We start from the raw sequence: 25,749 nt of genomic DNA, 5'->3' as shown, positions 1-25,749 counted from the left end.
AACACCATATTTGTTATCAACAAATCTAAGGTTTGTTATTTATGCAAATGATAACGCGAAAGAAGCCGGCCTTTACCGAGCTGTATCAGACCGGAGTTCTGACCCGTATTGTTGCAGTCAGAAACGCAGATAGCGGAGGCTGGCGACTGTTTGGCCTGTGGAGAGATAAGCAAATCGGGGTATACGTAGAGGCTGCGCGCGGAGGTGTCCGGGAATGGTCAGGGCTGAATTACCTGGCTAACTTCTGCGGCAGCTGCGGAATCAGTTTGTGGGAGGTTCACTGCAAGGTCGAGCCCAAGTTACTTCAGTGATTATTAGTCCATCACCTTAAGCCCGCTTTTGCGGGTTTTCTTTTTCTTGCCTGGAAAATAGTGGGTTGCACACTACACAAAATGTGCATTCTTTGTCGCGCTAGTGTTTTCTGCTACTTCATTTTACATGCAGTTAATTAAATTCTGAAATTGGCTTAATTCTTCTATCTGAGTGAAATAGGGGGTTGCACCAGAGAAAAAATGTGAATGACTTTTTTATATTTAGTGGTTTTCCATAATGCATTGAATTTATTGCTCTTTGTATTTTCATTGTCATTCTATTTTGTCTGTAAAAATAGGGTCTTGATGGACGATCTAAATATGTCATTGTATTCCAGAGCGTCGCGAGTTCATTTTTAGCCATCCCTGTACAGGAAAAGAAAAATCTACGATTTATGAAATATTCACAAGGTGCGGACTGATGAATAAGAAAGAAATGAATGAAGCAATGGACGTTTTGGGTACGTATGTTGTCAACCACCTTTCTGGTGGAGTTTATGTTGTAACCCCGCTTAATGAAGGAGAGATTGTAATCACAAAGGAATCTCACGAGGAGTGTAAAGTATTCTTCCGGAAGAAGAAAAAGTGATTTATACTAATCACCTCGGCTGAACACCGAACCTATCGCGCCATCACCGGAGTAAAGTGATGACGCAAAAACGCATCAACGCCATTTTACGCCGTGCCTCAGTGCGCGGTGTTTCCGTTTGTCTGTCGCATCCAGGTGGTGCGGTATGAGCAAATCAAAAACCAAAGCTGAAAAGCTGCATATTAGCCGCGTAGCCGCTCTGGGCTGCATAGTTTGCCGCAACCTTGAATACGGTGAATCACCCGCTGAAATCCATCACTGCAGTTCTGGTACTGGCTTGTCTGTCCGCGCTGATAATTTCCACGTAATCCCTCTTTGCCACGCACATCACCGCACCGGCGGCCACGGTGTTGCTATTCACGCTGGGCGTAAGTCATGGGAGGAAAAATTTGGTACTGAAGCTGAGTTACTGAGCCAGGTTCTCCAGGAGTTAGGGGAGACCACAGCATGACTAATCCTTACGGCGAATCTCTCACAGCCCTTCGCAACGCACCATCACATTATTTAAAAGAGGTTGGCGACCAGTGGCGAACGCCGGATCCGCTTTTCTGGGGTATCAACGCAATGTTTGGTCCGTTGATGCTGGACCTGTTTGCTGATGACAGCAATGCAAAATGTCCTGTCTGGTACACCGTAGAAGATAACGCGCTGACACAGGACTGGTCGGAAATGCTTTCCTCAATAGGTGGTGCTGCATTTGGCAACCCGCCATACAGCCGCTCTCAATATCATGAGAAGCAAGCTATCACAGGCATGACTCACATCATGCTCTACGCAGCTGCGCAACGAGATAAGGGCGGTCGCTATGTGTTCCTTGTGAAATCTGCAACGAGCGAAACATGGTGGCCGGAAGATGCGGATCATGTCTGCTTTATCCGCGGGCGAATTGGTTTCGATCTGCCTGTCTGGTTTAACCCTGCCAACGACAAACAAAGGCCAACCAGCGCGTTTTTTGCGGGTGCCATTGCTGTGTTTGATAAGACCTGGCGAGGAGAGAAATTCAGTTATATCAACCGCACCGAACTGGAGGCAAAAGGCCACGCATTTTTGGCGCTGGCGCAGTTTGCCATTGATAAAAAGGTGACCGCATGAGCCGTGACGCAATCGAGCGGATCCGCTACCGCTGGATGAAGCTTCGCCTTTGCCGTCATCGCGGCACTGTATTAGTTGACTACCGCATCCTCAAAAACTTTATACGCATCTGTCAGATCCGGGGAGAGACAGCATGACTCCAATGCAACGCCGTAGACATAATGCGGCCCTTAATGAGGTTGCCCTGGCTACGCATAAGCGCTATCTGGGGCGAGCAAAACTCTTGACCGGCATCCAGTCAGGCTGGATTAAATCATTGCTTACCGTATGGGGCGATACCATGCGCGGTGAAGCCGCGCCACGATTGCCAAGAAGCCATGAATGCTGGCGAGTTATTAGAGGAGATCGCTGGTCTGATAAATCTCTTGAGCGCTTTACTGCGGCAATTAAGCAGGCGAGGGAGGAGGGTTATCGCGGTCAGCATGCGTTAAATAGAGCACACGCAATTTTATGGCCGAAAACCACTACCAGCATAATAGATACCGCTATAAGAGATGATGATGCGGATTTCGTTGAGGAATGTGTGTTAAAGGCATTCGACACAACGGATCCGGTTTATATCGTAGGGGTGAGCTTTTACACCACTCGTAAAAAAGTCGCGGATATTGCCCGCGAGCTGGAACGAGCTGCTCCATGGCTTACGTTCAAGATGGCAAAGGATCGGGTTAACTGGTGCTTACAGGTATTTCAGGCGAAAACTTTCCTGTCTGCAAGGCAAAGCCTGAAAGCTGAATCTGAATGATTTTTAGCAATTAGTGCTTATTTTGTTATTGGTAGTTGATTTCAGGTCTAAAAATTAGATAATCCGTTCATGCTTGGCAGAGCTGCGCCACTCGGCAGCGACAAAAAGCGACAATTTGAACATAACGAGAACCCCGCCAATGCGGGGTTTTTGCTTTCCGGCGATCCGACAGGGGTATTCGCGAGATGCATTGCATCAGTACCCCTGTCACATCGTCGTAGAGCATTGAAACGAGTTTCATCAGATGTTAAATTTTTGGTGTGGTGAATCCCCCTATGCGGAGGGGCATTGCCAGTCTGATATGTTTTTTTGCGCATTGCGAGTCGTCTGTGGACTGGCGGCGACTTACCGGGAGGCACCCGGCACCACACCTAATAAAAAATGATGATAGCTGTAAGGCCCACTTCGGTGGGCTTTTTCTTTGGGCAAAAAAAAGCCCGCATGGTTTCATGCAGGCAAGGCAGTTACATTTAGATTTTGTCCCGGTATATGTTTTTTTGTCCGGAAGTCGAAAGATACTGTCTCGAATACATTTTGTAAATAACGGATTCAAATCACAAGGCCATGCATTTGCATGGCTTTTTTATTATCAGGTCCCGCAGGAATCATCATCGACACGCTTCGTTGTTAAATCCAGCCTGACGGGCCTGACCCTTTTCAAACACAGCTTCCCGATCTTTCATCGGAGGCGGTAACTATGGCTAAACGTATGCAAGACAAAGAGAGCATTGCCGGGATGTCCTGGCTGGTTCTGCTGATCATTGCTTGCTGGGGTGGACTTGTCCGCTACCTGATAGATGTGAAGCAGAGCAAGGCAACATGGAGCTTGATCAATGCTCTTGCCCAAATGGTGGTTTCAGGGTTTACCGGCGTTATTGCTGGCCTGGTGAGCATTGAAAGCGGACTGAGCATTTACATGATACTGGCCACTTCCGGAATTAGCGGGGCAATGGGTTCTGTTGCTTTGACCTATTTCTGGGAGCGCATTACCGGAGTCAAGGCGCCATGACAGCAGATCAGATTATCGAGGGCATCCTCGGTAAAGAAGGGGGTTACGTAAATAACCCGAATGATAAAGGCGGCCCAACGCGCTGGGGTATCACGCAGACTACCGCCCGCGCATATGGCTATAGCGGCGATATGAAGGCGTTACCACGGGATACAGCCAAAGCAATTTATCTGTCGCAATACTGGACTGAACCGAAGTTCGACCGCATTGCCGAGTTGTCGCCAGTAATTGCACAGGAATTGTGTGATACCGGCGTGAACATGGGGCCATCTGTAGCGAGTAAGTTTTTCCAGCGTTGGCTCACTGCTCTGAATATGCGTGGGAAGCTTTATCCCGACCTTATCCCGGATGGTGCGATTGGACCGCGAACTATCACCGCTCTAAAGGGGTATCTTTCTGTCCGCGGGAAAGAAGGCGAGCAGGTGCTGCTGAGAGCGCTTAACTGCAGCCAGGGCGCCAGATACCTCGAACTGGCGGAGGGCCGCGAAGCCAACGAAGATTTTCTCTACGGCTGGGTTAAGGAGCGTGTCCTGTGAAGATGATTATTTTCGCTTTGCTCGTGCTGGTGGCTGTGCTCGTTCTGTTACTTCTGCGCAAATATACCCGGCTGGAGTTCGTAGGCCATGCCAGCCTGCTGCTGAAAACGTGGTCTGTAAAGCTGGGAGCTATCGGCGCGCTGGTTGGTGTATGGGCACAGTCGTTCCCGGATGCTGCGCTGCACGCCTGGGCGATGCTGCCACCGGATATCAAAAGTATCCTGCCGCCAAACATCGTTGCGTTGATTAGCCCTGCGCTGGTGGTGCTGGCCGTGCTATCGCAATACGTGCGACAGCCAGCATTGAAAGATAAGGCCGACAAACTGAAGGAGCCGCAGCAATGAGCTTTGAAATTATCGCGGGGGTGGTGGTTGTCATCCTGGGTGCTATCGCTGGCGCGTTCGGCATTGGTCATGCTCGCGGGACCAGTAAGGCGGAAGCTAAAGCCGAACAGCAGCGTACCGAAGAAAACGCCGCTGCTACTGTCGCCGCGGCAGAACGCCGTGCTGAAGTCACGAAAGGGGCCAGTGATGTACAGGAAGACGTTAAGCGTATGGGCGATGACTATGTTGATCGCGAGCTGCGCGAAAGATTTACCCGCCCCGGTAGTCGTTGATACGGCCTGCAGCTGGGTGCGGATCATCTACCTGACCGACCACGATATCGACGTGCTGGATATGCAGACCAAGCGTGACATTCTGGCGCACAACAAAGCAGTGCAGGCTAACTGCCCACAACCAACCGAAAAGGCTACGAAATGAGTGAAGCAAAACCGCAGGACGGCACCACCGTAAAGGGTTATCGGACCCTTACCGCTGACGATATCGCGCAAATGAATGAGCTGAAAGAAATTAGCCGTGATTTTTGCGAGAAGCTTGATATCGAACGTACTCACCTTTCTCTGGAGGTTGTAGAGGTCAACTCTCAGGAGGCTATCGAGCGTGCTGAAGCGCTGCGTTGTCTCGCCATTGCGCGCACCAAAATGCAGGAAGCCTGTATGTGGGCATGCCGCGCAGTTGCCCGGCCAGATGCTGACTGTTAACCCCACTAAGGGATAAACCAGCCTTCATCCCCACGTGAGGATATTACAGAAGCCACTGACTGAGTGGCTTCGATGGTTTCTCTCGCTGGAAGATGCGCAGGACAAACTCGACAACTGGCGCAGGGAATATAATCATGAGAGAACGCATTCATCATTAAATGACATGACTCCGGCTGAATTCATCCGAAGTCTCCGGAAAGACGAAGATCTCTGATTTAGCACTGCACTGAATTTGGGCCAGGGTCAAAAAACGGAACTCTCAAAAAGTGCGTGGAACTAAAACGGGTGCGCTTACAGAACAACAATGGGCCTCGCAATAACGGCGAAGGTTATCTACAAGCTCGGTGTAATAGCAGGGCTTTATCATAAGGTAGAATAAAATGGAAAAACAAGATCTTGGGTTTATCTCCGTGACCAATACCGTTGATGAAATTAGCCGTATGTTTGTAGAAGGAATAATCCCACCAGAGGGCTCTAAGCTAGAGGTGGTGTTGTTCAAGAAAAAACATATTGACGAAAAATGTTCAATCACGCTAAAGCTACAATCTATCCAACCTCAAAAAGTTGATTGAGGTGTTGTTTGGAAAAATGATGCATTTAACTTGACATACAATCGAATGATTCCACCATTAATACTGGAATCAACGATAAGTGGAGAGTGAGGATGTACCAAAATTTAGCTAATGCAACATTTCAGGTAATTGCGGGAGATTCTTGCGGAAGTGGCTTCAGTTTCATGCGAGAAGACTTGGTTGTAACCAATTTTCATGTTGTGGCCACCTGTTGTGACTTACAGGAAATGCGACAAATTAATCCCGTTATTCTTCAAACTGAAGCGAATGAGCATATCGGTGCTCAAATATTGCATATTGATGGTGACAACGACTTTGCGATTATGCGATTGCAATCCCCTCTTCCTGGCGGGAGAACTGTTCTTCAGCCATCTGCTGGGTTTACTCCAACTCGAGGCAAAAAGTTAATCTTTGCTGGGTATCCGCACGGGATGCCGCAATTGTTAACCCATGAGGGAATAATTTCAGCCCCTCTTGAGAAGGGGATGTTTTCTATTGATGGGATGGTTAACGGTGGAAACTCTGGTGGCCCAGTAGTTGATGCAAGCACTGGTGACGCCATAGGTATGGTAACTCAGCGCCGTTTTATGTTGGGTGGAGATGCTGAGAAGTTAAGTAGGGAGGCCATTCAGCTAAGGAATTATTTAGCCCAAGCTTCACAGGGTATGAGCGTTGGAATTATGGGGATAGATTTTGGGCAGTTAGCTGATATGTTTGGTCGTTCTTTGCAGGTAGTTACCAAGATGCTTGAAATGAATGCCAACCCTGGTATTGGCGTAGGCTTCTCGTTAACGCCTATCATCAATGCGATTAGTAAATTTCCTGAAGATTAATATTTATACTATCGCATCACAAAGGCCACCTGCGGGTGGCTTTTTTAGTCGCATTACAACAGGCATTCATTGAGTGCCTGTGATAATGCTCATCTCATAAGGACGTAATCATGCCCGATTGAATGTTGAGTTAGCTGAAGGTAAAAAATCATTCTTGGTTTCCGATCCAAATGATAACAATGTATTCTTTGAAGTTTGTCGTGGTATCAAGGAGTTAGTAGTTTCAGGTGTTACTGACTCTCGCTTAGATTGATGTAATTCTTATGACTTTTTCGAAATGAAGCCACCGGCATTTGCTGGTGGCTTTTTATTGGAGTGAATATGGCTTCCAGTTCACCCTGGCATCATCTCTATAACACCAAACGTTGGTACCGGTTGCGTTATCACCAGCTTCAGAAGCAGCCACTCTGCGAGTTTCACCTCAGACGAAATCAGGTGATATCCGCAACCGTTGTTGACCACATCAAACCTCACAAGGGCGATGAAACCCTTTTCCACAACCCGGACAATCTTCAGTCGCTATGCAAGCGCTGCCACGACTCGGTTAAGCAACGCATGGAGAAGGGCGGAACGGTTACCGAGTTCGACAATGAAGGCAGGGTAATCTGGTAACAGGAGCGCGCAATGCAAGACCTGAAGATTGAATACCGGGATGGCAAGCTGGTGGAACTGAGCATTGATGGTGTGAGCTTTCTTTCTGCATCCGCCATCTCCTTCAGTCATACAGCAAACGAGACGCTACCAACGATCATCCTGACAATGTCTGTCGGTGTCGGTGAGCGACTGGAGCCCCCCAGCCCTCCCCGTGAACACCTGCGGATCATCGAGAAATGATAGCTTTTCTCATTATCAGCCCGACAGGGTGGGGGGAGGGGTAAAACTCTGGCGGCAATCGTAAAAAGACCGCGCCCCCAGTTATCTTTTCAAAAACGTCCAGAAAAAAAGGAAAAAAGCGATGGCACAGCGAGGCAGAAAATCTCTTGCCGCGACGACGGCTGTGTCGCTTCCGGCTCTGGCTGAAAGCAGGCTGCAGCCCTCGTTACACCTTAGCGATCCAGAGATAAACGTCTGGATCAGACTGGTTAACGATAACCCGGCCAGCTCATTTACTGAAACACATCGCGACATGATGGAAATGTACTGTCGGCATGTGGTGCAGGCGAGACTGTTAACCACTCAGATCGAGGAGTTTGAGCTGGAGTGGCTGGCTCGGGATGATGGGCTGAAGCGCTACGATAAATTGCTCACGATGCGCGAGCGTGAAGTGCGTTCTGCGTCTTCACTGGCAACGCGACTGCGTATCACCCGGCAGGCGACTGCTGATCCTAAAACAGTAGGACGCGCCAACAAAAATCTGCCGCGGGAGAAAAAACCCTGGGAAATTGAATAAGGCTCTTCGATGGCTAAAAAAACTCTGACAAGAGCCGAGAGGAATATCCTCTGGTGCGAAAGAAATATTTATATTCCCGAAGGTAAGTTTGTCGGCCAGCCGCTGAAAATGGCTGAGTTCATGAAGGATGACTTCAGAGCCATTTTCGACAACAAGCATGGTACACGTCGCGCAATCATCAGTCGCGGGCGAAAAAACGCCAAAACGGTGGAAACCGCCATGCTGATGTTGCTCTACCTGGTAGGGCCCGAGGCTGCACCGAACTCGCAGCTGTATTCTGCGGCACGCTCACGCGACCAGGCGGCCATTCTGTTTAACCTGGCCTCGAAGATGTGCCGGATGAACCCGGTACTAATGCAGTACGTTGCGATCAAGGATTCAGCTAAAGAAATCCACTGCCCTGAGCTGGGTTCTTATTACCGCGCACTGAGTGCCGAAGCTACCACGGCCTATGGTTTCTCGCCGCGATTTGTTGCACACGACGAACTGGGCCAGGTTCGTGGGCCGCGAGACCCACTTTATGAAGCGCTGGAAACCGCCACCGCTGCACAGGATAACCCTATTTCGATAATCATCAGCACCCAGGCGCCCGATGCGAGCGACCTGCTTAGCCTGCTGATTGATGATGGCCTGACCGGAGCCGATCCCCGGACGGTGGTCCGGCTTCAGACCGCGCCGGAAGATATCGATCCTTTCTCTGTCGAGGCCATCAGGCTGGCAAACCCGGCCTTCGATGTGTTCATGAACCAGAAAGAAGTGCTGGATATGGCCGCCAGTGCGAAACGCCTGCCGTCTCGCCAGGCAGAGTTTGAGAACCTTGTGTTAAACCGCAGGGTTGAAGCGAAAAGCCCGTTCGTTAGCCAGAGTGTCTGGCATATGAACAAGGAGGAACCCGGCGAACTTGCGGGGGCTACCGTATGGGGCGGGCTCGATCTTTCCAGCGTGTCAGACCTGACCGCACTGGTGCTGAACACCACGCAGGGCGATGTGCACTGTAAATTCTGGCTACCGGAGGAAGGGCTGGCAGATAAGGCGCGTAACGATCGTGTGCCTTATGACATATGGGCGAAGCAGGGCTGGCTAAACACGACACCTGGTAAGGCTATCGAGTATGGATTTATCGCGAGGGAGCTGCGGCGCGTTTTTGAGCTCTGTAACGTCAGGGCGCTGGCGTTTGACCGCTATAACATGCGCTTCCTTCGCCCGCATCTCATCGATGCTGGTTTCACCGATGTGGAGCTCGAACGATTCGTAGAGTTCGGTCAGGGGTTTGTTTCCATGTCGCCTGCTCTCAGGGAGCTGGAAGCCAAACTGCTCGGTGCGCAGCTGAAGCACGGCAATCATCCGATCCTCGAAATGTGCGCCAAAAACGCCACGGTAATCACTGACCCTGCCGGTAACCGCAAGTTTGTGAAAGGTAAGTCGAGCGGACGTATCGACGGCATGGTAGCGCTGGCGATGTCTATTGGCGCGCAGACCAGTGACGAGGTAGAGGAGCAGGGTGACGTTAATGATTTCATTTACAACTTTTTGAGCGTGTAAAAATGGCAGATACCGATTACAGCATTGACCTGCGGACGCGATCGCCATTCTGGGCGCGCATGGCCTCTATCCTGATCGGCGGCCGCCTGGTGACACCCGATAAGGGCTCGCAAATGGCGGGTACGTCAGCGCACGGTGTGGTTGGTGATTCTGTTGTGACTGATGAGCGTAATATGCAAATCAGTACGGTATGGGCCTGCATCAGGTTAATCTCCACCGTAACAGCATCTTTACCACTCGATGTTTATCAGACCAAAAATGATCAGCGCACGAAAGTGGACAACAGTCACCCCCTTGCGAAACTGCTGAGATTCCGTCCCAACAACTTCATGACCGCTCTTGAGTTTCGCGAAGCAATGACTATGCAGCTATGTGCCTACGGCAACGCCTATGCACATGTTGAGCGAAACGGTGTTGGTGACGTGATTAGCATGGTTCCACTGATGAGCGCCAATATGGAAGTTCGGCTCAGCGATAACGGTAAAAATATTATCTACCGCTACCGACGGGACACTGAATACGCTGACTTTTCACAGAAAGAAATTTTTCATCTCAAAGGATTTGGCTTCAATGGTCTGACTGGTCTTTCGCCGCTGGCGTTCAGTGCGAAGTCTGCTGGTGTGGCCATAGCGATGGAAGATAACCAGCGTGAATTTTTCGCCAACGGTGCGAAGTCTCCGCAGATCCTGATGACTGACGGCAAGGTGCTGACGAAAGAGCAGCGCGGGCAGCTGGAGGAAAACTTTAAGGAGATCGCTGGTGGTCCGGTCAAAAAGCGGCTTTGGATCCTTGAGAGCGGCTTCACCACGCAACCTATCGGCGTTTCGCCTCAGGATTCAGAAATTCTGGCTGCGCGTAAATTTCAGGTCGCCGAACTGGCGCGATTTTACGGCGTGCCTCCACATCTGGTCGGCGACGTGGACAAAACCACCTCCTGGGGATCGGGGATTGAACAGCAAAACCTGGGCTTTCTCCAGTATACCCTCAAACCCTACCTTGATCGGTGGGAGTACAGCATTGAGCGCTGGCTGGTCAAAGAGTCAGAACAGGGCATCATTCACGCCGAGCATAACCTCGACGGGCTGTTGCGCGGTGATTCAACAAGCCGGGCATCATTTATGCAAATCATGGTCAATACCGGGATTCGGACCGTTAACGAGGTTCGAAGGCTCGATAACCTGCCGCCGCTGCCCGGAGGTGATGTGGCGACACGGCAGTCGCAGAACGTGCCCATTACCGATCTCGGAACAAACAAAGAGCCCCGCAATGCCGGGGCTTAATTTTTATGGGGGCTATGATGCCTGACATTCAGAAGACGCTGGCTTTCGACCAGACAGAAATCAAGTTCATCGGCGACGGCAGTAAGGGAACATTTGAAGGGTATGCCTCGGTTTTTAATAACACCGACGCCGATGGCGACATTATTTTGCCAGGTGCTTTCGCTGGTGTGATTGCTAACCAGAGTCGCAAGGTGGCCATGTTCTTTAACCACCAGACACGTGCTATCCCGGTCGGTAAATGGGATGCCATGCATGAAGATGACAAGGGGCTATTTGTCCGTGGTCAACTTACTCCAGGGCTTAGCCTGGCCGAAGACCTGAAAGCTGCCATGCAGCATGGCACGGTTGAAGGGATGTCTGTGGGGTTTTCCGTTGGGCCTGATGATTACACCGTTGGCACGTCAGGGCTCATCTTCAAAAACATCTCTTACCTGCGGGAAATTAGCGTCTGTACTTTCCCGGCCAACGAGCTCGCTGGCGTAACGGCCATGAAGAGCATCGACAGCATCAAATCTATTCGCGATGCGGAGGCCTGGCTGAGGGATTCAGTCGGGCTTTCGCGTTCAGAAGCACAGGCATTTATTGCCCGTGTTAAGTCTGCAGGCCGAAGCGAGTTCGGTAGCGACGACATTGACGCGCTGGCACAGCGCATTAACTCATTTGCCGCTAACCTGCGGACACCTTAACGGAGTGACACATGTCTGAATTATCTGTACTGGAAAAAGCTATCGAAAACTCCCAAAAAGAAGTAAAGGAGCTTATCGAAGAACAGCGTAAATCCATCAACCAGACAGGTGAAATCAACAAGCAGCTGCAGATCGATCTGACGAAAGCACAGGAAGAACTGAAAGCCACCGGCACCCGCCTGTTCGATCTTGAGCAGAAACTGGCCGGAAACTCTCCTGATCAGACTGCGCAGAAGTCATTTGCTCAGCGCGTATCTGAAGACCTGATGAAGGGCTGGGACGGCTCGCGTACCAAAGCGAAAGTTACCAGTTTTGATAAAGCGATTGGTTCGGGCGCAGCGTCGGCAGGTGCCCTGGTCCAGCCGCAGCAGCTGCCGGGTATTCTTATGCCTGGTCTTCGCCGTCTGACCGTGCGTGACTTGCTGGCACAGGGGCGTATCACCAGTAACGCGCTGGAATACGTGCGCGAAAACGTGTTTACCAACGCTGCAGCACCAGTGGCAGAAGGTACCCTCAAGCCGGAAAGCAACATCACTTTCACCAAAGAAACGGCGAACGTGAAAACTATCGCCCACTGGATCCAGGCATCGCGCCAGATCATGGATGATGCCCCGGCCCTCGAGTCTTACATCAATTCCCGCATGATGTACGGACTGGCGCTGGTGGAAGAGAACCAGATGCTGAACGGGGACGGTACCGGCGATAACCTGCAGGGGCTCAACGTAGTAGCGAACGACTACGAAACCACACTCAACGCAACCGGAGATACTGGCGCTGATGTTCTGGCACACGCCATCTATCAGGTATCGCTGAGTGAGTTCGAAGCCGACGGCATCATTCTGAACCCTGCGGACTGGCACCGTATTGCTCTGCTGAAGGACGCTAACGGCAATTACATCCTCGGTGGCCCGCAGGCGTTTGCCTCGAAAGTGCTTTGGGGCCTTCCGGTGGTGTCGACCACAGCGCAGACGGCAGGAAAATTCACCGTTGGCGCGTTTGGCCTGGCGTCGCAGGTTTGGGATCGCATGGATGCCACCATCGAGATCAGCAACCAGGACCGCGATAACTTCGTTAAAAACATGCTGACCATCCTTTGCGAAGAGCGCCTGGCGCTGGCCCACTATCGCCCGGCAGCGATTGTGACGGGTGATATTGCTGTCAGCACTGGTGCATAACAAAAGGGCGCGGCCAGCAATGGCCGCGTAAATGCGATGAAAATTAAAGCTCTCCGTATGTTCTCGCATTATCACCTGGGTACGGTATCTCAGGGGGAAATCCGCGAGGTGCATAAAGAAATCGGCGAAGTACTGGTGAAACTGCATCTGGCCGAGGCGGTTGAGCGGGAAAAGGCAACGGACTCTGGTTCTGCGGAGCCTGCTAAAGCCAAACCAGGGGGTAAAGGTGGAAATAAGCGAGGAACAGCTGGCGCAGATAAAGGCGCATCTGAAGGTTGATGGTGACGACGAAGATACGCTTATTGCTGCCTATGCTTCGGCCTCCGTCGATTATGTTGAGCGGTTCTGCGACGGTGCGCTGGTCGAAACATTAACGCCGCCAGTGGAAGGGGAAACTCAGCCCCGTGAGGTTATTTTTACTTCCGGCATCTGGGCGGCAATGCTTTTGCTGATTGGACACTGGTATGCGAACCGCGAAGCGGCAGCGCAGAACCTATCGGAAGTTCCGCTGGGCGTTGAGGCGCTGCTGATTAGGCACCGGAGGTGGAACTAATGGGCTGCTCAGGATGTGCTAAACGGCGTGAGTGGTTAAAAAAGTGGACGAAAATAGCCTATGAACGAGCAACTGGTAAACGCGCTGATAGCAGCGCTGAGAGAACAAACAGCAGCACAGAGAGAGCAGACGGAAGCGATAAACCGCCTGGCTGAATCAAACGTGGCCCTGTGCGATGTCATTATCCAGTCCCTGGCTGGTGAACTGGATGAGGCACCGGAGCAGCAAACCTATCTGAGCGGTAAACCCAGGGGGTAACATGCAGGCCGGGAAATTGCGTCACAGGGTTACCCTGCAGGAGCCGGTAAAAGAGCAGAACCCGACAACGGGAGCCGTAATTAATACCTGGCGAGATGTCGCAAACATCTGGGCCGAAGTATCCCCCTTGTCAGCGCGGGAGTTTATAGCGGCACAGGCATCACAGGGTGAGATAACAACGCGCATAACGATTCGTTACCGGGCGGGCGTCACCAGAAAGCACAGGATTCTGTATCGCGATGGTATTTATAACATTGAAGGCGTTTTACCAGACCCGCGCAGCGGCAGGGAATATCTGACGCTGCCCTGCTCAGAAGGGGTGAACGATGGCTGATGGTGTAGAGGTTAACCTTACCGGGCTTGAGTCGGTGCTGGGCAAGATGGATGCCGTCTCACAGGTGACCCGCAATAAAACCGGGCGTGCAGCGTTGCGCAAAGCAGCAAACGTCATCAGGGACAGGGCGCGCAATAATGCCGCGCGGGTTGATGATCCTCTCACCAAAGAGGCTATCTACAAAAACATTGTGGTCAGCTTCAGCAGCAAGGCGTCTCGCAGAACCGGCGATCCAACGTTTCGTGTTGGGGTGATGGGCGGCGCCAGGCAATACGCCAATACAAAGGCTAACGTCCGAAAAGGCAGGGCGGGTAAAAGTTATAAAACTGCCGGAGATAAAGGTAATCCAGGTGGTGATACCTGGTACTGGCGATTTCTGGAATTCGGGACCGAGCACGCAGCGGCGAAACCCATATTGCGGCCGGCAATGAATGGCGTGGATACTGACGTTATTAATATTTTCGCTTTGGAACTGGAAAAGGCTATCGATCGTGCCGTCCGTAGCGCAGCCAAAAAAGGAACGTCCGTATGATTGCTCCAATATTCTCTGTCTGCGCGGCAAGCCAGGCAGTAAAGGAATTATTGGGTACCAACCCCGTCAGGCTCTATCCCTTCGGGATGCAGGACGACAATATCGTCTATCCCTATGCCGTGTGGCAAAACATTGGTGGCTCTCCTGAAAATTACCTGAACCAGCGGCCTGATGCCGATCACTACTCTCTCCAGGTTGATGTTTACGGTGATACCGCAGCTGACGTTATCGCCGTGGCCCGCGCATTGCGTGATGCAATTGAGGGGAAAGCCTATATCAGCCGTTGGGGAGAGCAAAGCCGTAATGATTCCACGATGAAATACCGCTATTCCTTCGACGTTGACTGGATAACGACCAGGTAACCAACAAACCCAAACTGACCCGCAACAAGCGGGTTTTTCTATTTATGGAGACTAAAAAATGTCTGTATTAACGCAAGGCACGCAGCTATTTGTGCTGAAATCTGGCGTGGTCAGCGAGGTTGAATGTATCACCAGCTTCAACCCCGGCGGCAACCCGGCCGATCAGATTGAAGATACCTGTCTGAGTGAGCGGGATTCCAGAACCTATAAAAAAGGGCTGAAAACGCCAGCTTCAGCAACTGTCGGGCTGAATGCCGACCCGAAAAACGCCAGCCACATTATGCTTCATGGGCTTTCCGAAACTGATGATCAGACACCGCTAACCTTTGCTATCGGCTGGTCAGATGGTACCAGCGCCCCTACCGTTGCAGCTTCCGGCGATGAAGATGCTGTTGATGGTCTGGTGCTTCCGTCTGATCGCACCTGGTTTATCTTTCAGGGCTACGTTTCCGATTTCCCGTTTGATTTTCAGGCAAATGCCGTGGTTACCACCTCCGCAACTATCCAGCGCTCCGGATCGGCGGTCTGGGTACCTAAAGCAGCAGCGTAATGATTTGCCCGGTCTGCCGGGCTTCTTGATTCAGGAGAAGAAATGAAACTTACTCTCGACACATTAAAAGAGTCCGGGGCATTCACTGGCCGCCCGGTAGAGAAAGAAATAAAATGGAAAGGTCGTGACGGGAAAGAACATATCGCAACCGTCTTTGTGCGTCCTATGGGTTACCACACCACAAAAGCCGATCTGCTGGCTTATAACGGGAAGTCCGATCCGGTTGCAGAGCGCATCGCTGGTAACATTTGCGATGAAGAAGGTAAGCCAATTTTCACGGCGGCTGATATCCTTGGAACTGCTTCTGAAGAACGTGGTGCACTGGATGGCCCGATTGTCGTTGCTTTGCTATTGGCTATGCAGGAAGTCAACGAGCTGGGAAAGACTACGAACTCACAGGAGAAGACGAGTTCTGGTGTGAGTTAGTCATGAACGGCATCGGTGGGCGAACGATCGCGGAGGCTCAGGAGCGAATAAGTCTTCGTGAGTTTCAGATGTGGGTAAAGTACCGCGATAAGTATGGTCCGCTTAACATTATGATGCGTACTGAGTGGGGCGCAGCGTTGGTTGCTTCCGTTCTGGCAAATATCAATAAGTCTACGAACATACCGCCATACAAGGTCAGCGACTTCGCCCCGCATATCAATGAATCCGCTGTATCGCTTGAGGACGCGATGAAAACGTGGGAATGATTGTAGTTTTGGGATTTTAAAAATCCTGCTACCCTTTTGATAACTATTATCACGAGGGAATGATATGAAGAGTTCAGGACAGTTGTTATCTCTGGTTGGCGTAGTTCTTGCAGTATATTCATTGTTCTTTATGGATGTGAGTGTTGATGTTGGTGATGGTTCAAGGGTGAATAACCTTGGGCTAATGGCACAACAGCAAAATTATTTATTAATTGCTATTGTGCTTTTTCTTGCTGGTATTTTTATATCTTTTTCAGGGAAAAAACGTTCATTACCAGAAGTAGACTTCACAAAAATAGAATCGTGCTCTGCAAATGATTTTATTTCTTCAAAGGATGGTGAGCCATGCCTAAATATATTGGCTGTAGATAATCTAGCTCTTATGTTTTTGAAAAAACATGGTTCAAGTAGCGTTAATGATATCCTTTTGATGAACATGCCTTTAATCGATAGGTTGGAACGAGATCTCCCGGATTCATTAAGGAAAGATTTTGTATCCACCCTTAAAAGGAGGTTAAAGGATAATTGTTAAAATAAAGCCCGCTTTTAGCGGGTTTTTTTCTCTTGGAGAATTTATGGCTGGCAAGTCACTAGGTACTCTTACTATCGACTTGATTGCAAAAGTTGGTGGATTTGTTTCAGGGATGGATAAAGCTGAACGTGCATCAGCCAAGTGGAGTAAGCAGGTACAAGATGATGTGGCAAAATCTAGTGCAGCGCTTACAGGGATAGGGGCTGCTGCTATTGCTGCTGGGCTGGCTGTAGGTGCCTCCGGATTTCAATTGCTTAAATCAACATCAAGGCAAATATCAGAAACTGATCGCTGGGCTAAATCATTACAGCTATCTACTCAAGAGCTTCTCGCTTGGCAGTTTGCCGCTGAAAAGGCTGGTGTATCGGGTGATCAAATGGCTGATATCTTTAAGGATATTGGCGATAAAATTGGCGATGCAGTATTAAATAAATCTGGTGAAGCTGTAGATGCACTTAATGCCCTTGGATTATCAGCTGAAAAACTATCAAAAGTTAGTCCGGATAAACAATTGCTCGCTATAGGGGAATCTCTAGAGAAAATTAGTACTAATGCCGAGAAAACAACGATTCTTGAAAGTTTGGGTAATGACCTTTCAAAATTGCTTCCTTTGTTTGATAACAATAATAAAAAACTTAAACAGTTTATTGATCTTGCTAAAGATTATGGTGTTGCTCCCGATCCATCCTCTATTGATGATTTAGTGAAGGTAAACCAGCTCTTTGAAGATATGGAGGCTCAAGTCGCTGGGCTCAAAATTGAGATTTCGGCAGGGTTAGCTAAAGTCGATCTAAACCCTTTACAGAGTTCACTTGATAAACTTCACGATGTACTGACTGATCCTGTTGTTCTTCAAGGTATTTCTGATCTTGTATCAGAAGTTGCCAAGCTTGCCGGATGGCTTGTAAAAGCGGCTGCGGGAGCTGGCCAACTTGCCTCTAGCACTGGTAACCGTTTCGCGGCACTTAGCGGTAAAATTGACCTCTCGAATATTGACCAGGTCAATGAACGTATTACTTATTTGCAAAAAAGCCTTGAGGGAAGGAATGGTTTTTACTCTAAAGGTGAGTCGATGTTTGGTTGGCTTACCGGAGTAGATGACAGCGCAAAAGCCCTCAATGATGAGTTACTTTCTCTTATAGAAAAAAGGGATAAACTTTCTAATGCCAGCAGGATATCTATACCTCTTCAGGCTGCAACAGTAGGAACTGACAACCCGTTTGCACTACCTGCGGGAAGTACGAATGGTAAGCCTGCTAAAACACCAGTAAATAAACTTGATAATGCTTATAAAGCTGTGGAGCAGAGCTATCTACGTCAGATTGTATTAACCGATCAACTTACTGGTAAAACGAAAGAAGTCACAGAGCTTGAAAAACTGCGATTCGATTTATCTACTGGAAAACTTGTAGGTATTAATAAAGAGCAACAGATTAGGCTGGAAGGGCTTGCATCTGAAATTGATAAATACAATGCCCTGTCAAAATTCCGTGATTTACAGGATGAGTTATTAACACCTGAAGAAAAGCTCCTTAAAACCACGAAAGAACGCTTTAAAGTCCTGAAAGATATTCAGGGATTGCCCGGAGTCAGCAAGGAAGAAGTAAAAAAAGCAACCAAAGCTATCACCGAAGATTCATTTGCCGATATGCCTAACTTTACTGGTATAGACCCCATGTTTGGTGGGCAACTCGGTGAGCTAAGAAAAGTCGATGATGCGCAGAAAGAGCAGGAAAAGTGGTATCAGAACCAACTTGATTTGCTTGAACAGAACCGACAAGCACGCTCTGACCTTAATGAAGAATGGGACGCCAGAGAACTTGAGTTAAAGAAAAAACACCAGGATGAAATGAACAGGCTCGACGATGCCCGCAATCAACTGATGTTAAGTAGTGTTGTTGATGGTCTGGGATCAATGGTTGATATGACTCGTACTGCTTTTGGGGAGCAATCAGGCATATATAAAGCAGCATTTGCTGTTCAAAAAGCTGCAGCTATAGCTCAATCAATTATTGCTATTCAGCAAGGGATCGCTATGGCGGCCGCTAACCCATTTCCCTACAACCTTGCAGCTATGGCTAGTGTTGCAGCCTCAACAGCGAGTATCGTATCCAACATTTCTGCTGTGGGGATGGCCCACGATGGGCTTGATAGTGTCCCAGAGACGGGTACATGGCTCCTGCAAAAAGGCGAGCGAGTTACTACTGCTAAAACCAGCGCAAAGCTGGATGCCACTCTGGATAGGGTCGCGACTCAGTCAACCGGTGGTGCTATCTATGCTCCAAGTCTTAGTTTTAATGTCAATGGTGATCCCTCGGATGTGCAAATTGCCATGATGAAGAAAGCTGCTTCGGATGGTGCTCAGATGGGATATCAAAGAGCAGTTCAGTCTGTAGCCAGCGGGCAAGGTGATTTGCATAAAGCTCTGATGGGCAAAACAAATGCGGGCAGGAAATTACGCTGATGGCAATTTCAACCGATATTAACTACCCGGCGGAATATCTTCCGTGTCCATTAAAAGAAAACTTTGGCCTTAAACCAACATCACCACTGAAAAGTAGCACGATGGTTACCGGCCGCCGAAGACAGCGGCGGGCTTATACGTCTGTTCCTTCACAGACATCAGTCGCCTGGATATTCACTGATGGTCAGGCTCAACTTTTTGAAGCCTGGGTAAGGGATATCACCATGGATGGGGCGAACTGGTTCAATATGCCGTTATTAACGCCCCTGGGTCAGCAGGATTATGTTTGTCGATTTACTGATGATTTCTACGAGGGACCTACTCCCGAAGGGGGAAAATACTGGCGGTATACTGCGACACTTGAGCTTTGGGAAAGGCCAATTCTTCCTCCCGGCTGGGCAGAGTTCCCTGATTTTATAGTGAACAGCGACATTCTTGATTTGGCAGTTAACAGGGAGTGGCCTGAAGCATGACGATACTCAATCGCCTCTATGCCAGCAGCGGGCCGGAGGTCATCATTGAAACGCTGCAGATTAATATCGGTGATGCGGTTCATTACCTGTGCAAAGGCTATGAAGACATTACAGCCACCACCGAGAATGGCGATACCGTAACGTTTATTGCCTGTGCGATGGATATTGCATTACCAGCCCGTAACGCTGATGGCACACAGGATTTGAAGTTTGCCCTTTGCAATATTGATGGGGTTGTTTCGACTGCTATTCGTAACGCTATCAATAACCGTAATCCGGCATCGCTGACGTATCGTAGTTTTATCTCAACGGATTTAACGGCACCTGCTGCTGTGCCCTATACCCTGGCGATTAAGTCCGGATACTGGACGGCTACCGAGGTGCAGATTACCGCTGGTTACATGAATGTTCTGGATACAGCCTGGCCGCGATATCGCTATACGCTCCCATCATTCCCCGGTCTGCGTTACATCAGCTAAGGAATCCCAATGTTTAACCCTGATAAATACCTTTCGGTCACCTGGCTGAAAGGCGGCAGAGTGTATCCGCAGCTCGACTGCTTCGGCATTGTGAATGAAATCCGTGCGGACCTTGGACTACCTCTCTGGCCTGAGTTCGCCGGGGTGACCAAAGACGGCGGCGGACTCGATCGCGAAGCGCGCCGGATGATGCTTTCTCTGAAACGTTGCGACCCCTGCGAAGGTGCCGGGGTGGCCTGTTATTCCGGCTCAACCGTCACCCATGTCGGTATTGTCGTCAGTATCGGTGGCTTGCTGCACGTGGCGGAATGCAATCCGGGGACAAACGTCACCTTTCTGCCGTTGCCGCGGTTTAAGCGGCGCTTTGTCAAAGTGGAGTTCTGGCAATGACCATTCGTTTTTATCCGTCGCGGCTGCCCGGCGAACCACTCGAAACGCATGAGCATGGCGTTACCAGTATTCGCAACTGGCTGGTTACCAATGTTGAAGAGTATGAAGATAGGGAAGTGTCCCCGCTGGCCATTGAGCTTGATGGCCAGCTCGTACCTCCTGGTGAATGGGCGTTTCGCATCATCCGGCCAGAAAGTGATGTCCGCATATATCCAGTGCCATTTGCTACCGGCTTCGCCATAGCCAGCCTCGTTATTGCAGTAGCGGCTGCAGCCTACTCCATATACATGATGAACAATATGGACAGCGGTGGCTACACGTCATCCACAGGGCGCAGCCTCGACCTGAACCCCGCGAAAGCAAACAGTGCGAAACTGGGCGATGCGATTCGTGAAGTTTTTGGCCGCCGCCGCATTTACCCGGATTATGTTGTTCAGCCTGTCACCCGTTATGATCCCGCGGACCCGACCATCATGCATGTTCATATGCTTGTCTGTCTGGGGGCGGGTCATTTTGATTACTCAGAGGGTGATATCAGAGTCGGGGATACACCAAAAACGTCTTTGCCGGGGTTCAGTCATACAAACTATCCACCCGGAGCCGATGTTTCCGGCGATGAGCGTAGCGAAAATTGGTTCAATTCGACTGAGGTTGGGGGAACATCCTCTGGCTCCGGGCTTGATATGGCGCAGACCTCACCAGATTCAGACGACATTATCGCGGACAGCATGACGGTATCCGGCGCGAACGTAACGTTCACTGGACTTGATACGGATGACGACGATGATGAAGATGAGGACGATAACGCGCTGCCTGAAAGTTGGGTCGAAGGCACTATTGTGGAGATTAAAGCCCCCACCAACTTCCTTATCTCCACCTCGTCAGGTTACAGCGTATTTGCAAGCAAGCTCCTGACTGAAATCGCGCCGGTAGTAGGGATGCCGGTGACGTTGAGTTTTAACAGTGTTGATTACGATCTCTTTATTGCAGCTTATACGCCGGGGCAGGATGCCGTTCCGGGAGAGGGGGGCAGTGCAGCTAAAATTCAGGCCAGCGCAGCGCCGACGACTTACGATTACTCGCTGGGCAGTACAACCTTTACGGTGACCTGGCACGGAACGACTTATACCGTCTCTCTGGTTGCCGATTATGTCAACATGTCCGGCCTTCTGGCTGCAATTACTGAAGGGCTGACCGGGTCCGGCCTGGTGGCGCAGGATAATGGCGGAACGGTACTGATCACAGAAGAGGCAAGCCCGTTTGCGGGCGGAGAAATCACCTCATCCTCGCTCCCGGTAGCGGTCTTTGGCGATGCGCCTGTTTATACCGCTGGCAGTGAATCAACCGGCGGAAGTGCAGCTATCACTGCAAACGTCACATTAGCGTATAACAGCGCGACGGGTACGCCTTTTTCGGGGATGCCGGAAGGTACCCAGCGTCTTTCTCTCTCTCATCGGGGTAATGAGTACCAGATAATTTCAACTGATGGCACAACGGCTACCGTTGCGCGTCTGGTTAATGGTGCGGTTGATGCCTCCTGGCCAGGTTTTTCAGCGCGTACGATGATTGATTATGAATCCACCGGGCTGAATGACAGTGATTCCTGGATGGGCCCCTTCCTGGCAAGCCCTGATAATGAAACTGTTGATATGTTTGAGGCGAATTTTTCATTCCCCAGCGGAATCTGCGGCTTCGATAACAAGGGCAAGAAACGCATCCGACATGTTGAGTGGGAAATCCAGTATCGGGTTTATGGTTCAGGTGCAGGCTGGATCAGTAAAACAGGTGAGTATGCGTTAAAGAACGTAAACGGCCTCGGGTTCACAGAGCGGATTGTGCTGGACTCACCGGGTCTTGTCGAGGTGCGTTGCCGCCGTCGGAATGAGCAGGGAAGTAATAACGCGCGCGACAACATGTACTGGCAGGCTCTTCGCGGGCGTCTGCTGACACGCCCTTCATCCTACCCCGGAGTGACTCTTATGGGCGTGACTGTGGAGACCGGCGGGAAACTTGCTGCACAGTCGGATCGCCGGGTTAACGTTGTGGCCACGCGTGTATATGACTCAGGCGCTGCGAGGTCAATTTCGGGCGCATTAATGCATGTGGGCAATTCTCTCGGCCTTCAGATGGATACGGAAGCCATCGGCGTGCTGGAATCGACATACTGGACGCCTGATGGTGAGTATTTCGACTGTGCTACCGGAGACAGTATTTCGGCGCTGGAAATGCTGCAGAAGATTACCAACGCAGGGAAATCCTATTTTTTGCTGAGTGACGGACTGGCGTCCGTCGGGCGGGAGGGGGTCAAGCCCTGGACAGGAATAATCACTCCACAGGAGATGACTGAGGATCTGCAGACCGGCTTCACCGCGCCGTCAGATGATGATTATGATGGCGTCGATGTGACCTATATTAACGGGACCACCTGGGCAGAAGAGACGGTCCAGTGTCGCACCAGTGATAACCCCACGCCGGTTAAAATTGAGGATTATCAGCTTGATGGTGTACTTAGCCGGGATCGCGCGTATCAGATTGGTATGCGTCGCCTGATGAAGTACCTGCAGCAACGGGAGACCTATCAGACGACAACTGAGCTGGACGCGCTGTGCTACAACGTTGGCGATCGCATTGTTCTGACAGATGATATACCGGATTCAGCGACGACAATCAGTTGTCTCGTTGAATCCTTATCAACTGTCAATGGCGTGACGACGATGACGGTATCCGAGCCCCTGAACTGGACGTATCCGAATCCCAGAGCATTAATCCGCTATCAGGATGGTTCGGCCTCAGCGTTGATGGTCGCGACGAAGGTGGGAGACTATCAGCTGTCAGTGCCTTATCTCAGTAAGTTCGACAAGATAGATTTTTCGACGGCATCCATTGAACCGGTCAGGCTGGTTTTTTGCGATTCTTCCCGCGTGGGTTACAACGCGATAGTGTCGGAAATAGCTCCGCAATCTGATGGGACGTGTCAGGTTACCGCCAAAGAGTACCGCGCGTCATTCTACGACTACGACAACGCCAGCTACCCCGGCGACGTTGCATAAAACTGAAACATCTCTCAACAACCCGCTTCGGCGGGTTTTTTGTTATAGGGCGACTATGAGCACATATAAAACCGGCAACCCGTTGGGTTCGGCGGCTGTAAAGGATTTATTTGATAACGCCGAGAACCTCGACTTTGCACTTAACAGCCTGACCGCCTTAATCTGGACCGATCGTCTGGGCAAAACGCGTCGCTCGTTCTTCGGAATGGAGTCGGCATTTGTCACGCAGCTCACCAGCCAGGAAAGTCGGTTCAATACCTTCATCCAAAGCTCGGGCTATCAGATTATCGGTGATTACACTGCTGGCCCGTTGACGCTCACCGAGTATAACCAGCTCATTCGCTATAACAATGAGTTGTATAAACTCACCGCAGCGACAGATATCCCGTTTACCACGGCTGGTAATACTGACGAAACATGGACCGATACTGATGCTGCGCATTTTGTATCTGTCGGTGATGCAGCGCTTCGCCAAAACCTGGGTTCAGGCGACGGCGCTAAACTCGTTGGTGGAATAGGATTTGTGTCTCCGGAAATGTTCGGCTACCTGCACGGCGTGACGCCCGACGCCGTTCCTTACTTTCAGGCTGCTGTCGATGAAGGACACGCCAGAGGACTTCCCGTGCAACTGACGGGGAAATACTACGCCACAACGTATCCCCATAAAGTCACTTTGCCAGGCGATGACGGGACCGCTTACCCAGGGTGGGTGGCTGCGGGGAATGATGCAAATATTGCCGCGGAACCTGAAAATCATATTTATGCGGCTATTCGACTTTATCCCGACTCCGTTATTATCGGCGACAGTATGCAGAACTGCGCGTTAATTGGAGACTGGGATTCGGATACGCCTGTGATTAACAATAACCAGCACATTGGTTATTTTATTTCCGGTGACTCATCAGACGGTTATATCCGCCCTCAACTGGTAAATCACGGTGTACGCAACTTCTTTATCGGTCGCTACGGGAATGGCGTTCTTGACCGGTCCACTGAAGATAATTTCCTCATCCGCGATTGCTGTCTGACGGGCTGGTTTATGGGGGCCGACTCCGTTTGCAATGGTTTCGTTGTCGCCCGTGATTGCTTTACCGGCGACGCCTATGGCGGGGCGTGGACGCAACGAAATGCCGCAGTCACTATTCCGTATCTCCCTCCCTATCCGGCGGCAGAGATTTTCAAAGTAGGCTGGGTCGATGCTATCCGGTATACGAAATATCACTTTTACGGCAAGCCCCGGCTGTTTGGTCCTGCAGATGAGGCGATTGATACCTGGTTCGATACGTATATCTATAAATCCGCCAACTCTGCGCGAACCTCCGCAGGCGGCAGGCTGACAAACAATACTGCCAGCGGCTATTCAGCGCGTTCGTTTCCCGGCATTGCGGGCCGGGCATTCACCGTTCTCAGTCGTTACGGCCGTGCGGTGAACGGGGTCTGCCTTGACGATGTGAAAGTGCTGGGGACCCACCGCGTCCCGTTCTACACCGACGCAGGCAGTTACAACGTGATTCACACGTCCTACGTTGAAAAGACCTGTCTCGTAGATACCACAACGACAACTATTGCCGGTAATCAGTTCTATACCGACTATCAGGACCCTTGGAATGCGGCACTGACAAAAGCGCCCGCGATGGTTTGCGAGGGTGGTATCACTGTCGACAGGACTGTCGTTTCTGCTGGCGTGGCTACACATCCGTTCAGCCAGAAACCAGCAACAATCAACGGCCCGCTCATCATCAATCCGTTTCGTGATGACACAGAGGACTACTCGGCCGCGCAGATCGCAGAGTGGAACAGCGCCGAAGGGAAAACGGTATACCTCTATGACTGGCGCCGTCAGTACAGCGTCCAGCGCCCGATACGGTTTTTTGATAACACACAGGAAGCATTCCAGTATTACAAGGGTGTCTGGACGCCGGTTGTCAAATGCGGCTCAGAAGTCGTGACGCTGAATACCACCGTGGGAACCTACCGCCGCTCAGGGCGTTTAGTGCATGCGACTTTCAGAATCGAAACCACGTCAATGGCGCTGACGACAGGTGGCGCGGTAGTGATATCAGGGCTCCCGTTCACGGTTGCCGCACTGAGTGACGGGGGATTAACGGTGTCCCCGATAATTTGCAGTCGTGCCGGCTCGGCAATCATCATTGCGCAAACGAACCCGACCACAAAAGAGATTCTACTGTTAACCAATAGCTCGCCTGCCGCTTTCTCAATTACAGGCGGAACAGGTTTGACGATTTACGGCTCAGTTCAGTACGTTCTGACAGAATGAGGA

At 50.6% G+C, this 25,749-nt stretch carries 35 protein-coding genes and 2 pseudogenes; all 37 read left to right on the top strand.

Annotation, left to right across the window (positions count from 1 at the left end; translation table 11 throughout):
• Positions 1-732 precede the first annotated feature (732 nt).
• Positions 733-900 (top strand): hypothetical protein, encoded by a 168-nt coding sequence (locus tag ABLU87_RS23580; RefSeq protein WP_155774241.1) that lies wholly within the window; start codon positions 733-735, stop codon positions 898-900.
• A gap of 145 nt (positions 901-1,045) precedes the next feature.
• Entirely contained in the window at positions 1,046-1,351 is a 306-nt protein-coding gene (locus ABLU87_RS23575) for a Ref family recombination enhancement nuclease (protein ID WP_064362838.1), read from the top strand.
• A pseudogene (locus ABLU87_RS23570) lies at positions 1,348-1,989 on the top strand (phage N-6-adenine-methyltransferase); the annotation flags it as partial. The gene ABLU87_RS23575 and the pseudogene ABLU87_RS23570, both read left to right, overlap by 4 nt.
• Positions 1,989-2,129 (top strand): YlcG family protein, encoded by a 141-nt coding sequence (locus tag ABLU87_RS23565; protein ID WP_122117798.1) that lies wholly within the window; start codon positions 1,989-1,991, stop codon positions 2,127-2,129. The pseudogene ABLU87_RS23570 and the gene ABLU87_RS23565, both read left to right, overlap by 1 nt.
• Positions 2,126-2,734 (top strand): hypothetical protein, encoded by a 609-nt coding sequence (locus ABLU87_RS23560; protein WP_004849274.1) that lies wholly within the window; start codon positions 2,126-2,128, stop codon positions 2,732-2,734. The genes ABLU87_RS23565 and ABLU87_RS23560 overlap by 4 nt, the downstream gene beginning before the upstream one ends.
• 709 nt (positions 2,735-3,443) lie before the next feature.
• The gene (locus ABLU87_RS23555) at positions 3,444-3,743 is read left to right on the top strand and encodes a phage holin family protein (protein ID WP_031280382.1); all 300 of its coding nucleotides are present in this window, start codon (positions 3,444-3,446) and stop codon (positions 3,741-3,743) included.
• Complete coding sequence (locus ABLU87_RS23550; protein WP_122117692.1) at positions 3,740-4,279, top strand: glycosyl hydrolase 108 family protein; 540 nt, start codon at positions 3,740-3,742, stop codon at positions 4,277-4,279. The genes ABLU87_RS23555 and ABLU87_RS23550 overlap by 4 nt, the downstream gene beginning before the upstream one ends.
• Positions 4,276-4,623, top strand: a complete 348-nt coding sequence (locus tag ABLU87_RS23545; RefSeq protein ID WP_122117693.1) for a hypothetical protein — start codon at positions 4,276-4,278, stop codon at positions 4,621-4,623. The genes ABLU87_RS23550 and ABLU87_RS23545 overlap by 4 nt, the downstream gene beginning before the upstream one ends.
• On the top strand, positions 4,620-4,895 hold the full coding sequence (locus ABLU87_RS23540; RefSeq protein ID WP_122117694.1) for a hypothetical protein: 276 nt from the start codon (positions 4,620-4,622) through the stop codon (positions 4,893-4,895). The genes ABLU87_RS23545 and ABLU87_RS23540 overlap by 4 nt, the downstream gene beginning before the upstream one ends.
• Positions 4,846-5,040: a hypothetical protein gene (locus tag ABLU87_RS23535; RefSeq protein ID WP_122117695.1), complete on the top strand. Its 195-nt coding sequence runs from the start codon at positions 4,846-4,848 to the stop codon at positions 5,038-5,040. Before ABLU87_RS23540 ends, ABLU87_RS23535 begins: the two co-directional genes overlap by 50 nt.
• Complete coding sequence (locus ABLU87_RS23530; RefSeq protein WP_032433018.1) at positions 5,037-5,321, top strand: hypothetical protein; 285 nt, start codon at positions 5,037-5,039, stop codon at positions 5,319-5,321. The genes ABLU87_RS23535 and ABLU87_RS23530 overlap by 4 nt, the downstream gene beginning before the upstream one ends.
• 67 nt (positions 5,322-5,388) lie before the next feature.
• Positions 5,389-5,535, top strand: a pseudogene (locus tag ABLU87_RS23525) (integrase core domain-containing protein); the annotation flags it as partial.
• Between the two features lie 166 nt (positions 5,536-5,701).
• Entirely contained in the window at positions 5,702-5,893 is a 192-nt protein-coding gene (locus ABLU87_RS23520) for a hypothetical protein (protein ID WP_122117696.1), read from the top strand.
• 92 nt (positions 5,894-5,985) lie between these two features.
• Positions 5,986-6,726 (top strand): serine protease, encoded by a 741-nt coding sequence (locus ABLU87_RS23515; RefSeq protein WP_122117697.1) that lies wholly within the window; start codon positions 5,986-5,988, stop codon positions 6,724-6,726.
• 321 nt (positions 6,727-7,047) lie between these two features.
• Positions 7,048-7,338: an HNH endonuclease gene (locus ABLU87_RS23510; protein ID WP_049109190.1), complete on the top strand. Its 291-nt coding sequence runs from the start codon at positions 7,048-7,050 to the stop codon at positions 7,336-7,338.
• 12 nt (positions 7,339-7,350) lie between these two features.
• Complete coding sequence (locus tag ABLU87_RS23505; RefSeq protein WP_122117698.1) at positions 7,351-7,560, top strand: serine acetyltransferase; 210 nt, start codon at positions 7,351-7,353, stop codon at positions 7,558-7,560.
• Positions 7,561-7,681: 121 nt separating this feature from the next.
• Positions 7,682-8,116, top strand: coding sequence for a hypothetical protein (locus ABLU87_RS23500; RefSeq protein WP_004143905.1), 435 nt, complete (start codon positions 7,682-7,684; stop codon positions 8,114-8,116).
• A gap of 9 nt (positions 8,117-8,125) precedes the next feature.
• The gene (locus ABLU87_RS23495; RefSeq protein ID WP_122117699.1) at positions 8,126-9,658 is read left to right on the top strand and encodes a terminase TerL endonuclease subunit; all 1,533 of its coding nucleotides are present in this window, start codon (positions 8,126-8,128) and stop codon (positions 9,656-9,658) included.
• Between the two features lie 2 nt (positions 9,659-9,660).
• Positions 9,661-10,938, top strand: coding sequence for a phage portal protein (locus ABLU87_RS23490; RefSeq protein WP_122117700.1), 1,278 nt, complete (start codon positions 9,661-9,663; stop codon positions 10,936-10,938).
• A gap of 17 nt (positions 10,939-10,955) precedes the next feature.
• The gene (locus ABLU87_RS23485; protein ID WP_004184715.1) at positions 10,956-11,624 is read left to right on the top strand and encodes an HK97 family phage prohead protease; all 669 of its coding nucleotides are present in this window, start codon (positions 10,956-10,958) and stop codon (positions 11,622-11,624) included.
• A gap of 11 nt (positions 11,625-11,635) precedes the next feature.
• Entirely contained in the window at positions 11,636-12,799 is a 1,164-nt protein-coding gene (locus ABLU87_RS23480; RefSeq protein WP_031591503.1) for a phage major capsid protein, read from the top strand.
• A gap of 36 nt (positions 12,800-12,835) precedes the next feature.
• On the top strand, positions 12,836-13,078 hold the full coding sequence (locus tag ABLU87_RS23475) for a hypothetical protein (RefSeq protein ID WP_142927833.1): 243 nt from the start codon (positions 12,836-12,838) through the stop codon (positions 13,076-13,078).
• A complete protein-coding gene (locus ABLU87_RS23470) occupies positions 13,026-13,352 on the top strand; it encodes a head-tail connector protein (RefSeq protein ID WP_017880223.1) in 327 nt (108 codons plus the stop codon). Before ABLU87_RS23475 ends, ABLU87_RS23470 begins: the two co-directional genes overlap by 53 nt.
• Positions 13,353-13,412: 60 nt before the next feature.
• Entirely contained in the window at positions 13,413-13,610 is a 198-nt protein-coding gene (locus tag ABLU87_RS23465; protein ID WP_122117701.1) for a hypothetical protein, read from the top strand.
• Position 13,611: 1 nt separating this feature from the next.
• Positions 13,612-13,944, top strand: coding sequence for a phage head closure protein (locus tag ABLU87_RS23460; protein WP_122117702.1), 333 nt, complete (start codon positions 13,612-13,614; stop codon positions 13,942-13,944).
• Positions 13,937-14,476 carry an HK97-gp10 family putative phage morphogenesis protein gene (locus tag ABLU87_RS23455; RefSeq protein ID WP_101868365.1) on the top strand — a complete coding sequence of 180 codons (540 nt, stop codon included), beginning with the start codon at positions 13,937-13,939 and terminating at the stop codon, positions 14,474-14,476. Before ABLU87_RS23460 ends, ABLU87_RS23455 begins: the two co-directional genes overlap by 8 nt.
• Positions 14,473-14,838, top strand: coding sequence for a DUF3168 domain-containing protein (locus tag ABLU87_RS23450; RefSeq protein WP_064365502.1), 366 nt, complete (start codon positions 14,473-14,475; stop codon positions 14,836-14,838). The genes ABLU87_RS23455 and ABLU87_RS23450 overlap by 4 nt, the downstream gene beginning before the upstream one ends.
• A gap of 58 nt (positions 14,839-14,896) precedes the next feature.
• Positions 14,897-15,388 (top strand): phage tail tube protein, encoded by a 492-nt coding sequence (locus ABLU87_RS23445; RefSeq protein ID WP_017146242.1) that lies wholly within the window; start codon positions 14,897-14,899, stop codon positions 15,386-15,388.
• A gap of 42 nt (positions 15,389-15,430) precedes the next feature.
• The gene (locus ABLU87_RS23440; RefSeq protein WP_053064752.1) at positions 15,431-15,814 is read left to right on the top strand and encodes a phage tail assembly chaperone family protein, TAC; all 384 of its coding nucleotides are present in this window, start codon (positions 15,431-15,433) and stop codon (positions 15,812-15,814) included.
• Positions 15,815-15,816: 2 nt separating this feature from the next.
• On the top strand, positions 15,817-16,080 hold the full coding sequence (locus ABLU87_RS23435; protein WP_122117703.1) for a phage tail protein: 264 nt from the start codon (positions 15,817-15,819) through the stop codon (positions 16,078-16,080).
• 64 nt (positions 16,081-16,144) lie between these two features.
• Positions 16,145-16,612 (top strand): hypothetical protein, encoded by a 468-nt coding sequence (locus tag ABLU87_RS23430; RefSeq protein WP_075912885.1) that lies wholly within the window; start codon positions 16,145-16,147, stop codon positions 16,610-16,612.
• A 43-nt stretch (positions 16,613-16,655) separates the two neighbouring features.
• Entirely contained in the window at positions 16,656-19,076 is a 2,421-nt protein-coding gene (locus tag ABLU87_RS23425; RefSeq protein ID WP_196942101.1) for a phage tail tape measure protein, read from the top strand.
• On the top strand, positions 19,076-19,549 hold the full coding sequence (locus tag ABLU87_RS23420; RefSeq protein ID WP_025108045.1) for a hypothetical protein: 474 nt from the start codon (positions 19,076-19,078) through the stop codon (positions 19,547-19,549). Before ABLU87_RS23425 ends, ABLU87_RS23420 begins: the two co-directional genes overlap by 1 nt.
• Positions 19,546-20,028, top strand: coding sequence for a DUF1833 family protein (locus tag ABLU87_RS23415; protein ID WP_196942100.1), 483 nt, complete (start codon positions 19,546-19,548; stop codon positions 20,026-20,028). Before ABLU87_RS23420 ends, ABLU87_RS23415 begins: the two co-directional genes overlap by 4 nt.
• Positions 20,029-20,037: 9 nt before the next feature.
• Positions 20,038-20,418 carry a hypothetical protein gene (locus tag ABLU87_RS23410; RefSeq protein ID WP_049592238.1) on the top strand — a complete coding sequence of 127 codons (381 nt, stop codon included), beginning with the start codon at positions 20,038-20,040 and terminating at the stop codon, positions 20,416-20,418.
• Complete coding sequence (locus tag ABLU87_RS23405; RefSeq protein ID WP_122117965.1) at positions 20,415-23,468, top strand: host specificity factor TipJ family phage tail protein; 3,054 nt, start codon at positions 20,415-20,417, stop codon at positions 23,466-23,468. The genes ABLU87_RS23410 and ABLU87_RS23405 overlap by 4 nt, the downstream gene beginning before the upstream one ends.
• Before the next feature lie 55 nt (positions 23,469-23,523).
• A complete protein-coding gene (locus ABLU87_RS23400; RefSeq protein WP_196942099.1) occupies positions 23,524-25,746 on the top strand; it encodes a hypothetical protein in 2,223 nt (740 codons plus the stop codon).
• Positions 25,747-25,749 lie beyond the last annotated feature (3 nt).

It is taken from the genome of Klebsiella sp. CB_Kp196, from assembly GCF_040061575.1.
In the GTDB taxonomy this organism is placed as follows: Bacteria; Pseudomonadota; Gammaproteobacteria; order Enterobacterales; family Enterobacteriaceae; genus Klebsiella; species Klebsiella michiganensis.
The sequence above is the reverse complement of the archived record's forward strand: the minus strand, read 5'-3'. Positions and strand labels throughout refer to the sequence as shown.

Bases quoted from the DNA above. Each gene is read 5' to 3' on its own strand.
- ABLU87_RS23580 (WP_155774241.1), top strand. From the start codon at position 733: ATGAATAAGAAAGAAATGAATGAAGCAATGGACGTTTTGGGTACGTAT.
- ABLU87_RS23575 (WP_064362838.1), top strand. From the start codon at position 1,046: ATGAGCAAATCAAAAACCAAAGCTGAAAAGCTGCATATTAGCCGCGTA.
- ABLU87_RS23565 (WP_122117798.1), top strand. From the start codon at position 1,989: ATGAGCCGTGACGCAATCGAGCGGATCCGCTACCGCTGGATGAAGCTT.
- ABLU87_RS23560 (WP_004849274.1), top strand. From the start codon at position 2,126: ATGACTCCAATGCAACGCCGTAGACATAATGCGGCCCTTAATGAGGTT.
- ABLU87_RS23555 (WP_031280382.1), top strand. From the start codon at position 3,444: ATGCAAGACAAAGAGAGCATTGCCGGGATGTCCTGGCTGGTTCTGCTG.
- ABLU87_RS23550 (WP_122117692.1), top strand. From the start codon at position 3,740: ATGACAGCAGATCAGATTATCGAGGGCATCCTCGGTAAAGAAGGGGGT.
- ABLU87_RS23540 (WP_122117694.1), top strand. From the start codon at position 4,620: ATGAGCTTTGAAATTATCGCGGGGGTGGTGGTTGTCATCCTGGGTGCT.
- ABLU87_RS23535 (WP_122117695.1), top strand. From the start codon at position 4,846: ATGTTGATCGCGAGCTGCGCGAAAGATTTACCCGCCCCGGTAGTCGTT.
- ABLU87_RS23530 (WP_032433018.1), top strand. From the start codon at position 5,037: ATGAGTGAAGCAAAACCGCAGGACGGCACCACCGTAAAGGGTTATCGG.
- ABLU87_RS23520 (WP_122117696.1), top strand. From the start codon at position 5,702: ATGGAAAAACAAGATCTTGGGTTTATCTCCGTGACCAATACCGTTGAT.
- ABLU87_RS23515 (WP_122117697.1), top strand. From the start codon at position 5,986: ATGTACCAAAATTTAGCTAATGCAACATTTCAGGTAATTGCGGGAGAT.
- ABLU87_RS23510 (WP_049109190.1), top strand. From the start codon at position 7,048: ATGGCTTCCAGTTCACCCTGGCATCATCTCTATAACACCAAACGTTGG.
- ABLU87_RS23505 (WP_122117698.1), top strand. From the start codon at position 7,351: ATGCAAGACCTGAAGATTGAATACCGGGATGGCAAGCTGGTGGAACTG.
- ABLU87_RS23500 (WP_004143905.1), top strand. From the start codon at position 7,682: ATGGCACAGCGAGGCAGAAAATCTCTTGCCGCGACGACGGCTGTGTCG.
- ABLU87_RS23495 (WP_122117699.1), top strand. From the start codon at position 8,126: ATGGCTAAAAAAACTCTGACAAGAGCCGAGAGGAATATCCTCTGGTGC.
- ABLU87_RS23490 (WP_122117700.1), top strand. From the start codon at position 9,661: ATGGCAGATACCGATTACAGCATTGACCTGCGGACGCGATCGCCATTC.
- ABLU87_RS23485 (WP_004184715.1), top strand. From the start codon at position 10,956: ATGCCTGACATTCAGAAGACGCTGGCTTTCGACCAGACAGAAATCAAG.
- ABLU87_RS23480 (WP_031591503.1), top strand. From the start codon at position 11,636: ATGTCTGAATTATCTGTACTGGAAAAAGCTATCGAAAACTCCCAAAAA.
- ABLU87_RS23475 (WP_142927833.1), top strand. From the start codon at position 12,836: ATGAAAATTAAAGCTCTCCGTATGTTCTCGCATTATCACCTGGGTACG.
- ABLU87_RS23465 (WP_122117701.1), top strand. From the start codon at position 13,413: ATGAACGAGCAACTGGTAAACGCGCTGATAGCAGCGCTGAGAGAACAA.
- ABLU87_RS23460 (WP_122117702.1), top strand. From the start codon at position 13,612: ATGCAGGCCGGGAAATTGCGTCACAGGGTTACCCTGCAGGAGCCGGTA.
- ABLU87_RS23455 (WP_101868365.1), top strand. From the start codon at position 13,937: ATGGCTGATGGTGTAGAGGTTAACCTTACCGGGCTTGAGTCGGTGCTG.
- ABLU87_RS23450 (WP_064365502.1), top strand. From the start codon at position 14,473: ATGATTGCTCCAATATTCTCTGTCTGCGCGGCAAGCCAGGCAGTAAAG.
- ABLU87_RS23445 (WP_017146242.1), top strand. From the start codon at position 14,897: ATGTCTGTATTAACGCAAGGCACGCAGCTATTTGTGCTGAAATCTGGC.
- ABLU87_RS23440 (WP_053064752.1), top strand. From the start codon at position 15,431: ATGAAACTTACTCTCGACACATTAAAAGAGTCCGGGGCATTCACTGGC.
- ABLU87_RS23435 (WP_122117703.1), top strand. From the start codon at position 15,817: ATGAACGGCATCGGTGGGCGAACGATCGCGGAGGCTCAGGAGCGAATA.
- ABLU87_RS23430 (WP_075912885.1), top strand. From the start codon at position 16,145: ATGAAGAGTTCAGGACAGTTGTTATCTCTGGTTGGCGTAGTTCTTGCA.
- ABLU87_RS23425 (WP_196942101.1), top strand. From the start codon at position 16,656: ATGGCTGGCAAGTCACTAGGTACTCTTACTATCGACTTGATTGCAAAA.
- ABLU87_RS23420 (WP_025108045.1), top strand. From the start codon at position 19,076: ATGGCAATTTCAACCGATATTAACTACCCGGCGGAATATCTTCCGTGT.
- ABLU87_RS23415 (WP_196942100.1), top strand. From the start codon at position 19,546: ATGACGATACTCAATCGCCTCTATGCCAGCAGCGGGCCGGAGGTCATC.
- ABLU87_RS23410 (WP_049592238.1), top strand. From the start codon at position 20,038: ATGTTTAACCCTGATAAATACCTTTCGGTCACCTGGCTGAAAGGCGGC.
- ABLU87_RS23405 (WP_122117965.1), top strand. From the start codon at position 20,415: ATGACCATTCGTTTTTATCCGTCGCGGCTGCCCGGCGAACCACTCGAA.
- ABLU87_RS23400 (WP_196942099.1), top strand. From the start codon at position 23,524: ATGAGCACATATAAAACCGGCAACCCGTTGGGTTCGGCGGCTGTAAAG.